At 44.7% G+C, this 14,826-nt stretch carries 17 protein-coding genes; 9 read left to right on the forward strand and 8 right to left on the reverse strand.

What is annotated here, in order from left to right:
- Positions 1–141: 141 nt before the first annotated feature.
- The 3 genes from K1J09_RS10285 to K1J09_RS10295 are packed head-to-tail and all read right to left on the reverse strand — an operon-like array spanning position 142 to position 2,087.
- Positions 142–1,182, reverse strand: a complete 1,041-nt coding sequence (locus K1J09_RS10285; protein WP_223323917.1) for a DUF4097 family beta strand repeat-containing protein — start codon at positions 1,180–1,182, stop codon at positions 142–144.
- Positions 1,175–1,774 (reverse strand): DUF1700 domain-containing protein, encoded by a 600-nt coding sequence (locus tag K1J09_RS10290; protein WP_002910970.1) that lies wholly within the window; start codon positions 1,772–1,774, stop codon positions 1,175–1,177. The genes K1J09_RS10285 and K1J09_RS10290 overlap by 8 nt, the downstream gene beginning before the upstream one ends.
- The gene (locus K1J09_RS10295; protein ID WP_223323916.1) at positions 1,749–2,087 is read right to left on the reverse strand and encodes a PadR family transcriptional regulator; all 339 of its coding nucleotides are present in this window, start codon (positions 2,085–2,087) and stop codon (positions 1,749–1,751) included. The genes K1J09_RS10290 and K1J09_RS10295 overlap by 26 nt, the downstream gene beginning before the upstream one ends.
- Before the next feature lie 258 nt (positions 2,088–2,345).
- Here K1J09_RS10295 and K1J09_RS10300 point away from each other — a divergent pair, with 258 nt between their 5' ends.
- The 6 genes from K1J09_RS10300 to K1J09_RS10325 are packed head-to-tail and all read left to right on the forward strand — an operon-like array spanning position 2,346 to position 7,334.
- Complete coding sequence (locus tag K1J09_RS10300) at positions 2,346–2,477, forward strand: teichoic acid D-Ala incorporation-associated protein DltX (protein ID WP_002894209.1); 132 nt, start codon at positions 2,346–2,348, stop codon at positions 2,475–2,477.
- Positions 2,478–2,496: 19 nt separating this feature from the next.
- Entirely contained in the window at positions 2,497–4,047 is a 1,551-nt protein-coding gene (dltA, locus tag K1J09_RS10305; protein ID WP_223323915.1) for a D-alanine--poly(phosphoribitol) ligase subunit DltA, read from the forward strand.
- The gene (gene dltB, locus K1J09_RS10310; RefSeq protein WP_125382987.1) at positions 4,044–5,288 is read left to right on the forward strand and encodes a D-alanyl-lipoteichoic acid biosynthesis protein DltB; all 1,245 of its coding nucleotides are present in this window, start codon (positions 4,044–4,046) and stop codon (positions 5,286–5,288) included. The genes dltA and dltB overlap by 4 nt, the downstream gene beginning before the upstream one ends.
- A gap of 19 nt (positions 5,289–5,307) precedes the next feature.
- Positions 5,308–5,547, forward strand: coding sequence for a D-alanine--poly(phosphoribitol) ligase subunit DltC (gene dltC, locus K1J09_RS10315; protein WP_002899374.1), 240 nt, complete (start codon positions 5,308–5,310; stop codon positions 5,545–5,547).
- Positions 5,540–6,808, forward strand: coding sequence for a D-alanyl-lipoteichoic acid biosynthesis protein DltD (gene dltD / locus K1J09_RS10320; RefSeq protein ID WP_223323914.1), 1,269 nt, complete (start codon positions 5,540–5,542; stop codon positions 6,806–6,808). Before dltC ends, dltD begins: the two co-directional genes overlap by 8 nt.
- 40 nt (positions 6,809–6,848) lie before the next feature.
- Complete coding sequence (locus tag K1J09_RS10325) at positions 6,849–7,334, forward strand: GNAT family N-acetyltransferase (protein WP_223323913.1); 486 nt, start codon at positions 6,849–6,851, stop codon at positions 7,332–7,334.
- Positions 7,335–7,364: 30 nt separating this feature from the next.
- Here K1J09_RS10325 and K1J09_RS10330 read toward each other — a convergent pair whose 3' ends face one another.
- From K1J09_RS10330 to K1J09_RS10340, 3 genes are all read right to left on the reverse strand, one after another.
- Complete coding sequence (locus K1J09_RS10330) at positions 7,365–8,192, reverse strand: Cof-type HAD-IIB family hydrolase (protein WP_223323912.1); 828 nt, start codon at positions 8,190–8,192, stop codon at positions 7,365–7,367.
- A gap of 32 nt (positions 8,193–8,224) precedes the next feature.
- Complete coding sequence (locus K1J09_RS10335; protein WP_223323911.1) at positions 8,225–8,971, reverse strand: DeoR/GlpR family DNA-binding transcription regulator; 747 nt, start codon at positions 8,969–8,971, stop codon at positions 8,225–8,227.
- A gap of 164 nt (positions 8,972–9,135) precedes the next feature.
- Positions 9,136–9,531 carry a hypothetical protein gene (locus tag K1J09_RS10340; RefSeq protein WP_002907568.1) on the reverse strand — a complete coding sequence of 132 codons (396 nt, stop codon included), beginning with the start codon at positions 9,529–9,531 and terminating at the stop codon, positions 9,136–9,138.
- Between the two features lie 280 nt (positions 9,532–9,811).
- Between K1J09_RS10340 and K1J09_RS10345 the strand changes: the two genes are divergently transcribed.
- Together K1J09_RS10345 and K1J09_RS10350 are read left to right on the forward strand one after the other, a co-directional pair.
- Positions 9,812–10,393, forward strand: a complete 582-nt coding sequence (locus tag K1J09_RS10345) for a DNA-3-methyladenine glycosylase (RefSeq protein ID WP_223323910.1) — start codon at positions 9,812–9,814, stop codon at positions 10,391–10,393.
- 3 nt (positions 10,394–10,396) lie between these two features.
- The gene (locus K1J09_RS10350; RefSeq protein WP_223323909.1) at positions 10,397–11,659 is read left to right on the forward strand and encodes a S41 family peptidase; all 1,263 of its coding nucleotides are present in this window, start codon (positions 10,397–10,399) and stop codon (positions 11,657–11,659) included.
- 26 nt (positions 11,660–11,685) lie between these two features.
- Here K1J09_RS10350 and K1J09_RS10355 read toward each other — a convergent pair whose 3' ends face one another.
- Together K1J09_RS10355 and K1J09_RS10360 are read right to left on the reverse strand one after the other, a co-directional pair.
- The gene (locus K1J09_RS10355) at positions 11,686–12,852 is read right to left on the reverse strand and encodes a CynX/NimT family MFS transporter (RefSeq protein ID WP_223323908.1); all 1,167 of its coding nucleotides are present in this window, start codon (positions 12,850–12,852) and stop codon (positions 11,686–11,688) included.
- Between the two features lie 38 nt (positions 12,853–12,890).
- On the reverse strand, positions 12,891–13,412 hold the full coding sequence (locus tag K1J09_RS10360) for a TetR/AcrR family transcriptional regulator (protein WP_223323907.1): 522 nt from the start codon (positions 13,410–13,412) through the stop codon (positions 12,891–12,893).
- Between the two features lie 169 nt (positions 13,413–13,581).
- Here K1J09_RS10360 and K1J09_RS10365 point away from each other — a divergent pair, with 169 nt between their 5' ends.
- The gene (locus tag K1J09_RS10365) at positions 13,582–14,469 is read left to right on the forward strand and encodes a cation diffusion facilitator family transporter (protein ID WP_223323906.1); all 888 of its coding nucleotides are present in this window, start codon (positions 13,582–13,584) and stop codon (positions 14,467–14,469) included.
- Positions 14,470–14,826 lie beyond the last annotated feature (357 nt).

Raw genomic sequence — 14,826 nt, forward strand, 5'->3', positions numbered from 1 at the left:
GGACCTCCTTGTGATAAATTTTTATAGAATATCATAGCACAAAGCCCAAGGCCTGTAAAGCAATCTTAGGGGATTGCGGGATTTTTCATCAAAAAAGGAGTCGCTGAGGACTCCCTGATTGTATATATTCTTTTCTATGATTTATTCGCTGAGCTTAATGCTGCCGCTTTGGGCGCTGGCAGAAAGTGTAGTTGTCGGATTTTCGACTTTACGGATGGCAGAGCCGCCAAGTTCATCGCCTTTGGAGTGCTCTACATTTATACCACTAGGGATATCAATTTCACCTAGATCCGTTTTCAGATCAAAGGATAACTGCGACAAACTGCCAGAAACCAGATGAAGATTAATATCGCCCAGTTGGTCAGTGATAGAGATTGTACCAGCTAATTCCAACTGTTCAGAGTTCAGTGAGCCGCTTGAGATTTTCAGAGTGCTGTCGGAGATTTTGCTCGAGTTTAGATTGACCTCTCCCAGAGAGTTTGCTATTTCGCCCGATGCGAACTGGCTGTTGCTCAGAGTGATGGTACCCGAAGAAGCATTGATTTTTCCAGAGCTAATCTGACTGTTATTAAAGGAAATCTCTCCCAGAGAGTTCTTAAATTTACCAGATGCGAATTGGCTATCATTCACAGTCAACGAGCCATTAGATAGAGAGAAGTCAGCATTTTTGGCTGATAGATTGGACAGCGTAACATCTCCTAATGACGAACTGCCGCTGAATGTCTCAAGCTTGGTCCCCTTAGGCAGGGAAAGCTGCACAGTACGCTTTCCCTGAGATTCTTGGTCAAATAAGCTGAGTAAGGAGCGGATGCCAGCGCTTATGTGGAAGGAGCCTGCACCATCTTCCTTGATGTTTAAGTTTCCGTTTTCAGAACTTGTCGTGATGTTTCCAAGCGAGCTTCCGTCAATCTGATAGTTACCATCGCTTTGGTAATAGGTCAAGTGAGCCTTGTCATCAGGAGATTCGCTGATGACGAGGTTTCTAGCTGCTAAGTTAATATTTAGGGAAGAAAGATCAGAGAAGCTTTCTTCTTTTTTCGTGAGTTTTACCTTGCTTTTGGCAGAATTGACCAAGTCGTTGACACCGCCTGTGGTGGAGCCGATAGTTGTCAAGGCTCCACCAAAGAGGCAGGCTAAAATAGCTGCGGATAAAAGAGGTTTTTTCAATTTGATGTTAGCCATGACGTGCTCCTTTCTTTGCGAAAAGTTGAGCTAGTTTGACAAAGCCAGCCTTGCCAAACTGAGTAACAGGAGAAATGCCTGCGTAGAAGATGCCAGACAGTCCCAGAGCTAGAACACTGAGCCCCAGAGTGAACAGGAAGGCCGGGATAGATGTCGTCAGTCCCACTGTCAAAGTGTCCCAGATTAGGCTGATGCCAAAGATAAAGAAGGCAAAGGCACCTATAGCCATGACTAGAGCAAAGATAAAGACTAAGAGGAAGAAAACAAAAGTCAAAAGGGCTGCTACTATAAAGAGCGGAATAGCCAAGGGTGCTGCCAAAATGGATAGGATAGCAATCTGGACGATGTTCTTAGTGTTTTTTGATGAACTGCTGTCTTGATTATCTTCCTCGACTTTTTTGTCCAAAAGATTCAACATAATCTCGTGGGCCGCTTCCTTAGGGCTGCCTAAATCAGCAATAGCGGCTGCCTCGCCCTCTGGGCCTACTTCGTCGAAGTACTCAGTGAAGTAATCCATAGTTTCCTCATAGTCCTTGCGTGGCAGTTTTTTCAGATATTTTTCTAGCTCAGCTAGATACTCGGTTCTTGTCATGACGGATGCTCCCTTCTATGATACCGCTGATGGTCATGGTATAAGTTTGCCACTCTTCTTTTAGAGTGAGTAGCTGTTCGTGCCCGTAGGTAGTGAGTGAATAGTATTTTCGTTTTCGTCCTTGGTACTCCTGCGAATAAGTCGTGAGGCAGTCATTTTGCTCCAGCTTCTTCAGAATGGGGTAAAGTGTTGATTCTTTGATATTGGCAATCAGCTTGATTGTCTGGCTGATTTCATAACCGTAGGAATCGTCTTTTTCAAGGATGGCTAAGATGAGAAACTCAATCAAAGCCGATGATGTGGGGAAAGACATAGGACCACCTCCTTGTGTAAAATATTTATATATAATCTTTCTATATATAGTCTACAACCTCTTGGGAAAAAAGTCAAGCAAAATATATAAAATTTTTATATATTTTTTGAAAAAGTCTTTTAATGGCTGTTTATAAGGCACATCAAAGTACCTTTCTTCCTTACAAGAACTTTACATCTTCCTTAGCTTTTGTGTTGAAAACATCTTCCATAAAATGGTAAAATGGTGTAAGTCTAACTAAAAATATAAGAGAGATCAATGAAAAAACATCAAACCCTATATAAATTTTTAGGCCAAACCCTATTATATTTTGTTATCTTTCTGGCCTTGCTTTATTTCTTTAGCTATCTGGGTCAGGGTCAGGGTGGCTTTATCTATAATGAATTTTAATGTGAGAGAGTAGGAAACAATGTCAAATAAAGTGATACATGATATGATTGAAGCGATTGAGCATTTTGCTCAGGTGCAGCCGGATTTTCCGGTTTATGATATTTTAGGTCAAGTTCATACTTATGGTGATTTAAAGAAGGATTCCGATTCGTTGGCGGCTCAGATTGACCGTTTGGGACTTCCTGACAAGTCTCCGGTTGTAGTCTTTGGCGGTCAGGAATACGAAATGCTGGCTACTTTTGTGGCCTTGACCAAGTCTGGTCATGCCTACATTCCTATCGACAGTCATTCAGCCTTAGAGCGCGTAGCAGCGATTGTGGAAGTTGCTGAGCCAAGCTTGATTATTGCCATCAATGATTTTCCACTGGCAGATGTGACAGCTCCTATTTTCAGTGCGGAGCAAGTTCAGACAGCTTTCAGAGAGGGAGCATCCTATGAGCTTAGCCATCCAGTTCAGGGAGATGATAACTACTATATCATTTTCACATCAGGAACGACTGGCAAACCTAAGGGAGTGCAGATTTCCCACAATAATTTGCTCAGCTTTACGAATTGGATGATTACGGATAAGGAGTTTGCGACTCCGGAGCGTCCTCAAATGTTGGCTCAGCCTCCTTATTCTTTTGACTTGTCAGTCATGTATTGGGCGCCGACTTTGGCCTTGGGAGGGACTCTTTTTGCCCTGCCTTCGGCAGTGACTCAGGATTTCAAGCAGCTGTTTGAGACGATTCTCAGTCTGCCTATTGCTATCTGGACTTCGACACCTTCCTTTGCGGACATGGCCTTGCTGTCGGATGACTTTAACAGCCAAAAGCTGCCTCAGCTGACGCATTTCTACTTTGACGGTGAGGAGTTGACAGTCAAGACAGCTCAGAAGCTGCGCGATCGCTTCCCTCAAGCTCGCATTATCAATGCTTACGGTCCGACTGAGGCAACAGTAGCCCTGTCTGCAGTAGCAGTGACAGATGAGATGCTGCAGAATTGCAAGCGCCTGCCGATTGGCTATACCAAGGCGGACTCTCCGACCTTTGTCATTGACGAAGAAGGGCAGAAGGTACCGAATGGCCAGCAGGGAGAAATCATCGTCTGCGGTCCAGCCGTATCCAAAGGCTATCTGAATAATCCTGAGAAGACAGCGGAGGCTTTCTTTGAATTTGAAGGTCTGCCAGCCTATCATACAGGAGATGTCGGCTCGATGACAGATGAAGGCTTGCTGCTCTACGGCGGCCGGATGGACTTCCAGATCAAGTTTAATGGTTTCCGTATTGAGCTGGAGGATGTGTCTCAGAACCTGAACAAATCGAAATACGTTGAATCTGCAGTGGCTGTGCCCCGCTACAACAAGGACCACAAGGTCCAAAATCTGCTGGCCTATGTCATTCTCAAAGACGGTGTGGCTAAGCAGTTTGAGCGGGAAATCGATATTACCAAGGCAATCAAGGAAGATCTGCAGGATATCATGATGTCCTACATGATGCCATCCAAGTTTCTCTATCGAGAGACCCTGCCTCTGACTCCGAATGGCAAGATTGACATTAAGGGGCTGATTAGCGAGGTCAATAAACGATGATGGATTTCTTGAAACAGCTGCCTCACTTGGAACCCTACGGCAACCCAGTTTACTTTGTCTATATCGTTCTAGCAGTTCTGCCAATCTTTGTTGGTCTTTTCTTTAAGAAACGCTTCCCCCTTTATGAAGCCTTGGTCAGCTTGGTCTTTATCGTCCTGATGCTGACAGGTCCCAGTCTGGCGCAGCTTTGTGCTTTGTTAGGCTATGTCATCTGGCAGATAGTCTGGGTTTATTCATACAAGCTCTATCGCCGGTCGCGGGACAGCAAGTGGATCTTTTATCTGCATACCTTGCTGGCGGTTCTGCCGCTTGTGCTTGTCAAGGTAGAGCCCGCGATCAGCGGTCATCAGTCTCTCTTTGGCTTTTTGGGGATTTCTTATCTGACCTTTCGCTCGGTAGGGATGATGATTGAGATGCGCGATGGGGTTCTGACAGAGTTCACGCTCTGGGAGTTCTTGCGTTTCCTGCTCTTCATGCCGACCTTTTCAAGCGGTCCTATTGATCGTTTCAAGCGTTTCAATGAAGACTATTTGAACATTCCTGAGCGCGATGAGCTGCTGGATATGCTGGAGCAGTCTGTCAAGTATATCATGCTAGGCTTCCTTTATAAGTTTATCCTAGCACATATCTTTGGACATCTCTTGCTGGGTCATGTCAAGACCTATGCTCTCTATACCGGCGGTTTCTTTAATCTGGGAACTCTGGGCGTTATGTATGTCTTTGGTCTGGATCTCTTCTTTGACTTTGCCGGTTATTCGATGTTTGCGCTAGCTATTTCCAACCTCATGGGAATCAAGAGCCCTATCAACTTTGATAAGCCTTTTCTCTCTCGTGATTTGAAAGAATTCTGGAATCGCTGGCACATGAGTCTGTCTTTTTGGTTCCGTGACTTTGTCTTTATGCGGCTGGTCATGGTCCTGATGCGCAATAAGGTCTTTAAAAACCGCAACACGACCTCTAGTGTGGCCTATCTGATCAACATGCTGATTATGGGCTTCTGGCATGGTGTGACCTGGTACTATATCGCCTACGGTCTCTTTCATGGAGCTGGTCTGGTCGTCAATGATGCCTGGCTGCGCAAGAAGAAAACGCTAAACAAAGAGCGCAAGGCTAAGGGACTTCCGCCTCTGCCAGACAATAAATGGACTCAAGCTTTGGGAGTTGTGGTGACCTTTCACGCAGTTATGTTCTCATTTTTGATCTTTTCTGGATTTTTAAATGAGCTTTGGTTTAAAAAATAAAAATGAATGAGGAAGAAAAATGGATATAAAAACAGAAGTAATTGAAATTATTGAAGAACTATTTATGGAAGATGTGTCAGACATGATGGACGAGGATTTGTTTGACGCTGGTGTCCTAGACAGTATGGGAACGGTCGAGCTGATTGTTGAGCTGGAAAACCGTTTTGATATTCGCGTGCCAGTGTCAGAGTTTGGCCGCGATGACTGGAACACAGCCAATAAAATCGTTGAAGGCGTGACGGAGCTTCGCAATGCTTAAACGACTCTGGCTGATTCTGGGGCCGGTTTTCTGCGCCATGGCCATGGTTGCCCTGCTCTTTTTCTTCTATCCGCTTGATAAAAAGCATGATATAGAAGCAGAGAAGCGCTCGGCAGTGACCCTGACAGCAGAAAACTTCAAGAGCCGCAGCAAGAAGGTGACAGCCTTGACCGATAAGAAGATGCGCTTTGTTCCCTTCTTTGGCTCTAGTGAATGGCTGCGCTTTGATAGCATGCATCCGGCAGTCCTTGCTGAGAAGTACGACCGCTCCTATCGGCCTTATTTTCTAGGCCAGCGCGGAGCAGCATCATTTAATCAGTACTTTGGTATGCAGCAGATGTCCTCTGAGCTGGAGGGGCAAACGGCGGTCTATGTAGTGTCGCCCCAGTGGTTTACCAAGACTGGCTATGATGCTTCGGCCTTTCAGCAGTACTTCAACAGTGATCAGCTGACGGCCTATCTGTCCCAGCAGCAAGGAGATGCGGCGGCGCAATATGCAGCCCAGCGCCTCCTGCAGCTCTATCCAGATGTCGCTATGGCAGAGAGCGTGCAGAAGCTGTCTGAAGGTAAAAAGCTGAGCAGCTTTGAAGAGCGTCATATTGAGATGATGGCTCATCTTAATGAGCGCCAAGATGCTTTTTTTAGCAACTTTGCTGCCCTTAATAATGAAAATTATGATCAGCGAATTTTGCCTTATATGGCTGATTTGCCAGACATCTTCTCCTATCAGGCTTTGGAAGAGATTGCTACAGCAGAGGCCAGGAAGAAGACCAGTAACAATCAATTCGGCATAGACAATCAATTTTACAAGACCCGTCTGGCCGGCAAGGTTGCCAAGCTCAGAGGTTTTCAAACCAAGCAATCTTATGAAAAGTCCCCTGAGTACAACGACTTGCAGCTGGTTCTGGATCAGTTCGCCAAGTCAAAGACTAATGTCATCTTCATCATTCCACCGGTTAATTCTAAGTGGATGGAGTATACAGGACTCAGTCCAGAAATGTACCAGCGGACGGTTGCCAAGATTCGCTACCAGCTGGAAAGTCAGGGTTTTACTAACATTGCTGATTTTTCTAAGGACGGCGACAAGCCTTACTTCATGCAGGACACTATTCACATGGGCTGGAATGGCTGGCTGGCCTTTGACAAGGCGGTTGATCCTTTTGTAGCCAATCCACAGCCGGCGCCAAACTACCAGATCAATGACCGCTTCTTTAGCAAGGAATGGTCTCAGTATACTGGCAAACCAGAAGAATTCAAATAAGGTTGGGACTTTCCAGCCTTATTTTTATAAAGGAGGAAAGATGAATATTCGTTTGTCCCAATTAGAAGATATCCCAGCCATTATGGGGATTTATGATGTGGCTCGTCAGTTCATGAAAGACCAAGGCAATCCGACTCAGTGGGATGGAGGCTATCCCAGCGCGAGCTTGATTGAGGATGACATTGCGACTGGCCACTCCTTTGTTGTCGAGGAAGAAGGGCGGCCGGTTGGTACCTTTGCCTTTATCATTGGAGAAGACCCGACCTATCAGGTCATCGAAAAGGGTAGCTGGCATTTTGCAGAGCCTTACGGCACCATTCACCGCATCGCTTCAAATGGCCAAGTTAGAGGTCTATCCCGTCAGGTCTTCGATTTTTGCTGCCAGCAGATTCCCTACTTGCGAATCGATACCCATGCGGACAATCAGCCTATGCAGGCAGCAGTGCTGAACTACGGCTTTAGGGAGTGCGGCATTATTTATGTGGCTGACGGCAGTCCTCGCCTGGCTTATGATTATCATCAATAAAAAAATCTGCCCTTGAGCAGATTTTTTGCGTTATATCAAAACATACTTTTCTACAGCTTCTGCAACTCCGTGCTCATTGTTGCTTTTGGTGACGGCTTTTGCCTCGGTTTTGACTGCTTCGGGGGCATTGCCCATAGCGACTCCAAGTCCAGCCAGGCGCAGCATAGGAAGGTCATTGAAGTTGTCTCCGATTGTCATAACCTGCTCTAGAGGCACTTGGTAGTGCTGGGCAATTTCGTATAAGGCTTGCTCCTTGGAGACATGCTTGGCTGTGACTTCCATGTAGTTGTCCTTAGAGAGGTAGAAGGCTGTCTTGGGAAAGTCTAAAGTCTGCAGGTAGTCATGGAGTTTCAGGATGATAGGCGCTTCATCAATGAGGAGTAACTTGTGAGCAGGCATTAGAACATCCAGCACTGGCATTAACACATTCTGAATCATCGGCTGCTCACCTGTAATCTCAGCCTCTATCTGCACCCATTTATCTAGACGATTAGCGATCCAATCCTTACCAGAATAGAGATTGATGGACACGCTAGGAAATTCAGTCTTGACCAGCTCTAGAAAAGTGCGGATTTCTTTCTTGTCCAGAGGATGCTCAATAATGGTCTCGTAAGCTTGCGGATCACCCTTGATGACCAGAGCGCCATTGTAGCAGGCCAGCGGATTATCTCCCAGCCCCAGCTCACGGGCAATCGGCTCCATGCCTAGAGGAGAGCGAGCAGAAGCGAGAACGAAAGGGATTTTTTCTCGGCTTAGCAGGGGAATCATGTCCTTGAGCTCAGAATCTACTTGGTGCTGGTCGTCCAAAATGGTACCGTCAATATCGCTGATAATCAGACGAATCGCTTGTTTTATCATAGCTCATCCTCCTATGTGTCTAATGGATCGATTTAATAAATTATTTTAGTCTTGTCTCCGATTAATTCTTGGACTTCAGGGCTGGGCTCTTGGTCCGTAATCCAGTAGTCAAAGCCGCTGACAGGACCCAGGATGTACTTGGACTCTTTCTGCCATTTGTCTTGCTCAGCCAGCAGGATTTTAGTCTTGGCGTGTTTTAAAGCCAGTCTTTTCAGGTGAGCATCAGACTCGTCTTCAAAACTGACCAGACCGTCAGAGACACTGGCTGCCCCTATAAAGGCAATGTCAAAGGAAATTTGCTCCAGCAGCTCTGCTTCATTGAGCGCGTAGTAGAATCGGTTTTTGGGATAAAATTTTCCGCCTAAGAGGTGAAAGTCCACTTTGTCCTGACTGCTCAGCATGATTGCATTATCCAGAGAATGAGAGTAGATTGTCATAGGCTCCTTGATGCGCTGAGCCAGATGGAGAACGATGGTTGAGACATCAAAGAAAGCTATTTGCCCTGCCTTGAGAAAGTCATGGGCCTTTTGAGCAATAGCCTTTTTTTCTTGACTTAGTTGGTTGATGCGATCGTTAAAGGACGGGATTTGCCGGCTAGTATCCAGTGGGATAATACCTCCGTGGGTGCGTTGCACAAGCCTACGCTCGCTTAAAATCGAAAAATCTCGCCGAATAGTATCTTTAGAGACCTGAAAATGTTCAATCATATCCTTGGCTGACAGCTGTTTTTTCTCAGCTAAGAGCTCTAAGATTTCAGCTAAGCGTTGTTCTTGGTACATGCTTGTCCCTCCTTGCTTTTCTAAATAGAGTATAACATAAGAAATAAGTTTTTACAAGTCTATTTAATGATTTATAAGTTTTTTGAAAAATACATTGGAGAAAATCAAAAAACCGAGCGAAACTCGGTTTTTATGAATTATAATAATCGAAAGGCTTTTTTCAATTAAGGTGTTTGGATATTGACAGATCCATCGCTGCCGACCTTAACATCAACACCGCCGCCTTGAACATGAACGCCATCTTCATTTACGCTAACACCAGCGTTGTCAGTTTGTACATTAGCACTACCGTCTCCGTTAGTTTCGACAGAAGCATCGCCGCTTTCGTCATCGCCATTTACATTAACGCTAGTATCACCGCCGTTTACGTTGACTTTGGCACTGCCGCTTTCTTCAGATGTGCTACTAGAGCTTGTCTTAGCTTTAGATGAAGAAGATACGCTTGAGCTGGAACTTGAGCTTTCTTCAGTCTTCTTATCCGCAGAATTTCCGCAAGCTGCTAAAAAGAAAAGTGCAATTAGTGGTAATAAAAATAAAGAAATTTTAGATAATTTTTTCATCTTACCCCTCCTTCTAGTATAATATTAAACAAATATTTCATTTGAAGCAATGAAAAACTGGATTGATACATAAATAACATACTCTGTTAATAAAAATGTTACAAAATATATGCAATGCAATTAGACAAAAAATAGATTTTATAAGCTTTTCCACGATTTTTTGGCTGTTTACATCGTAATCTTTTTGTAACAAATAACGAGTTTATGAGAAGGAGAAAAATAACATTTTTGCAACATTTCTTTTCCTCTGTAAATGGAGAAATCATGCTATAATCAACCTATGTTATCAAGAGATTTTCAGAAACTAATCGAGACAGACACAGTTGCAGCAGCGCGAGCTTTGCTAGGTATGCAATTGATTCTAAATGGCCAGAAGCTAGGCCGAATTGTCGAAACAGAAGCCTACCTGGGAAGTCAAGACAGTGCCTGCCATTCGGCTGGAGGGCGCCGCTCCCCTAAGAATGAATCCATGTATCTGCCAGCAGGTCACTGGTATGTTTATCAGATTTATGGTTATCAGATGCTGAATCTGGTGACCAAGGCTGAAAATGTGGCCGAAGCCGTACTGATTCGAGCCTTGGAGCTGCCGGATGGCCGTCTTATAGCTAACGGCCCTGGCAAGCTGACCATGTATGCTGGGATTGATAAGCGCTTTGATGGACAGAGTTTAGCGACCTCCAGTCTGCAATTAGCCCATGACCTGACTCCGAATCAGATTGCCAGTCGTTCGCGGATTGGCGTGACCTGCACAGATGCCTGGCGGGAGGAGCCTTTAGGCTTTTATGTGGCCGGCAATCGGCATGTCTCAAAAATGCCCAAGCGAGGCCTGCTGGATGACGAGGATACTTGGAAGAAGGAGTAAAAGATGAAGAAAACAGAGATTTTTGAGCAAGTCGTAGAAATTATGCGAGAGGATTCCTCTACAAAGAAAGATATCATGGGTGCAAATCCCGAAGAATATCGAGCGCGTATCACAGACCAGATGAGCCAAGAGGACTTTCTCTACCAGATGCATTGTTATATAGCCAGTTTTGGAATTTTGTCTCATGTTTGGTTTGGACTTAAGGAAACGCAACCGCCCGGCTTTAAACTGAGATACTACCAAGACTGCCTCTACGTCCTGCAGGCAAATAGCGATACGGGGCTGAAACGTGGAGACCAGATTCTAGCCTTAGATGGGAAAGCCTTGCCTCAGGTTTATCAAGAACACAAGGATTATTTTGTCAGTTCCACACCAGAGCGACAGCACAAGGAGTGGGCTTACTTTGTGGAGCATGCCGGAGAAGTTACAGTAGTACGTAATGGCAAGAAAGAGCAACTGCATGTTCAGCCGACCGCTCACCTAAAGAAGTCACCACAGTTTGAATGGCGCAATCTTTCTGAGGACATCGTTTATCTCAAGTTAGAAGATTTTACAGATGAGGCAGTTATCAGTCAGCTATATGCAGACAGTCAAGCAGCTATTGAGCAGGCTAAGTATTTAATCATTGATGTTCGAGTCAATTATGGCGGGACGGACTCACTTTATTATCCACTTTTCAAATATACTCTCCCTCAGGGAAAGTCCTTCAGTGACTTAGATTTACCAAGCGATGATGGGATGGAGATTCTCTATACTGATAGAAATGTTGATTTGCGTCAGCAACTGATGCAAAATATCCTAGAAGATCCAAACTTGTCAGCAGAAACTCACCAGATTCTCAAAGAATTTCTAAAAGAGTTGGAAGAGAATCGGGGAAAAGGTTATGTCCTTTATGGCGATGAGGATAGCAATCAAAACTTTCTGCCAGGCGTCCTAGGCCTAGCTCGACCTGAAAAAGTCTTTGTACTAGCAGATGTTACCTGTGGGTCTTCAGGTGATAATTTTGTTGATACTATGAAAAAGATGCCCAAGGTTACGGTCCTAGGGCGTCCGACTATGGGAATTTTAGATTATTCCAATTGCTGCGTGAAGGATTTTGGTGACTATGAGCTCCTGTTTCCCACTTCACGTGACACTAGAATTGATCAAGGAAAGGGCATGAATGACAGGGGAGTTGAACCGGATATCTTGATTCCTTGGACACCAGAGCACTTAGAGCGGGATGTGGACCTGGAAGAGTGTCTCAACTATTGCAAAAACGCTTAGGATTTCTAAGCGTTTTTTCGTCTATATTAGATCTTGTCAAACTTCTCAATGTAAAAGAGTGTTAGCGTCACAATGGCAGCCAGACCAATGAGAATGAGGATGGCTGGAGTCCAGGAATGGAATAAATCAAAGCTGTATCCAAAGAGGCTAGGACCAAAGGCGGCCAGAATATAACCACCAGTCTGGGCTAAGCCAGATAGCTGAGCGGTTTGTTCAGGAGTACTGGTTTTCAGCGAGAAAGTGACCATGAGGTAGGGGAAGAGGGCGCTGACGGACATACCGATTAGCAGATTGAGGATGAGCCAGTAGACAAAGGAATCTGTCTTTACCAGCAGCATACCCAGACCAACCATACCGGTTGCAGAAAAGAGAGCAATCATCCCTAAGCGTTTTTTAGCGGATAGACGCGTTGTCAGACTAGGTATCGTCATAGCCAGAGGAAGACTGATAAAGGAAAAGACAGAGGCCAAGAAACCAGTAGCATCATCGGAGAGTCCTGCCAACTGACCAAGAGTCGGCAGCCAAGTGATAGCCGTATAAAAGAGTAAAGACTGCAGGCCACCGAAAACAATCAGAGCCCATACTCTAGGATTTTTTAGCAGACTCCCCATTTGCTGCTCGCGATTTTTACTAGTCAGTTTGTGATTGTGGCGGCTGTTGGGAATCCACACCAAGCAAGCCAGTAAGCAGATGAGGGTCAGGACGAGAATCAGTCCTTTCCAGCCGGCTAAGCGGACAATAGGTGCAGCCAAGGGAGACATGATTGAGATGGCCAGTCCCATAGAAGTGATATAGAGTGTGGTTAGAAATCCAATTTTCTCTGGCTGATTAGCCTGAATGACATTGGGCAAGAGCACATTTAAGACAGCGATGGCAGCCCCTAGCATGATTGTACCTGCATAGAGTAGAGTCAGGTTAAAGATACGAATAAAAGAGCCCAGGGTCAGCACAATCATGGCTATGGTAAAGAGCTTTTCCAGACCGACCTTTTGAGCTAGGCGTGGGGAAAAGGCTGAGCAGAGGGCAAACATGATCAAGGGCAGGCTAGTCAGCAGTCCCAGTGAGTTGACGGGAACTTGCAGTCCCTTAGCAATATCACTCAGCACAACAGGCAGCACTGCAAAAGGCGCCCGTAGGACAACCCCCACCATCAGAATGCCTGGAAGTAAAAATTTCGAATGTTGCTTTTTCATAAAGTGAAGTTTCCTCCTATATAAATATCAAAATAAAATCAGTCCATCAAATTCAGAAAATACTGGCTGATAACTGTTTCTGGTAATGTTTTCTTCTGCTGGAGCCACCAGCTGACTGTCTCCACAAAGGTAGAAGTCACATAATTTCTCAGAAAAGGCTCTGGCAGCTGAGATTTTTTCTGCAGGAGCTGTTCCTGAATCATTGGAAAGAGATAGTTTTCCAGCTCAATCTTTAAGCGGTTGGTGAAATAGATATTTTTCGAAAGCAGCAAGGTCGCAATCTTGTCCTGATTCTTTTGGAAATGCTTGAAAATATGGGCGGTTGCTTCAAAGAGATCCTTGCCGTCGTCGCGCTCAAGAAAGGTATGCTGAAAGAGGTCTTGGCAAACCTCCTCTAGCAAGGCTTCCTTGGTATCGAAATGGGCATAAAAAGTCGACCGGCCAACGTCTGCCAGGTCGATGATTTCTTGCACTGTAATGCTTTCATAACTTTTTTGATGCAGCAGGCTGATAAAAGCTTGGTAAATAGCTGCGCGTGATTTCTTGACTCGTCTGTCCATAGCATTTCGGAACAAAAGAGCAGGATTGTTCAGTAACGGACAAAGCCCCTCAATTGCTTCTTGTTTCCTTTCTGAGAATAAGGGATAATAAAGATGAAGAAAACTGAACAAGGTGTTCCGTTTTGATTACATTATACTATAAATTTAGCCAAACTGAAAGGAGGCTGCCGTGAAATCTAGTAAAAATATGACTATTGCTTTTCTATTAAACTTTTCCTTTGCCATTCTTGAGTTTATCTTTGGCTTTATGTTCAATTCCAGCGCTGTACTAGCCGATGCTGTGCACGACACAGGAGACGCGATGGCCATCGGACTTTCCACCCTTTTTGAAAAAATTTCTAATAAAAAAGAAGACAAGAAATACACTCTGGGCTATAAGCGCTACAGTCTTTTGGGAGCCCTGCTGACCTCAGTCATCTTGCTGGTCGGCTCGGCTTTGGTGATTATCGAAAATGTACCCAAGGTCTTTGCGCCTGAAAAGGTCAATTATGACGGCATGCTGGTGCTGGGTATCTTTGCCATTATAGTCAATCTAGCAGCCAGCAAGGTGGTCGGTCATGGGCATGGACACAGTCATAATGAGTCTATTCTCAGTCTCCATTTCTTAGAGGACATTCTGGGCTGGGTGGCTGTTATTCTAGTCTCCATCGTTTTGCGCTTTACCGATTGGTATTTTCTTGATCCGCTGCTTTCCCTGCTCATTGCAGGCTTCATCGTCAGCAAGGCCCTGCCTAAGTTCTGGGAAAACATCAAGATTTTTCTGGATCATATCCCAAGCGATATTGATTTGAGCCAGCTTTATCAGGAAATTCTGGCGGTTGAAAACGTTCAGGCTATTACTCAGCTCAATGTCTGGACCACAGACGGTTTGGAAAAATTTGCCATGATCCATATCTGTCTTGAAAATCCAGAGCTTCTGGCCGAGACCCAAGCCACCCTGCGTCAAGAATTGCAAGCTTACGGTATTACCAAAATCACTATCCAGACGGATAGCAGCTTGGAAGAACATGAAGAGTGGTGCATAGGTGGAGAGGGCGATTTAAAACCTCATACTTAAATAGTACTACTATAAACTATATCTCTGCAGTCCGATATATCGGGCTGTTTTTTTGTTTTGCAGTCTAATTTTCATCAATTAACTGGTTCTATTTTTACGATTTTCTTCTTATTTAATTCCTCTATTTCCCTGTCTGAAAATTCTAGCTTTTTGATTTTGTGGTTTTTCTATAAAAAATAGACAAGCTGATTACATTGTACATTTTTAGAGAAGTTTTACATCTAATAAAATGCAAATGTATTGACAATGCATTTTCTGTAGCATATACTATTGGGTAGGAAGAAACAGGCAAAGCTTGCTAAGCCTTGTCCTGAAGCGCCTTTCCTAAGCATATCGACTACCGATTAAAAGAGGACA

Source organism: Streptococcus sanguinis, assembly GCF_019928825.1.
Lineage (GTDB): Bacteria > Bacillota > Bacilli > Lactobacillales > Streptococcaceae > Streptococcus > Streptococcus sanguinis_L.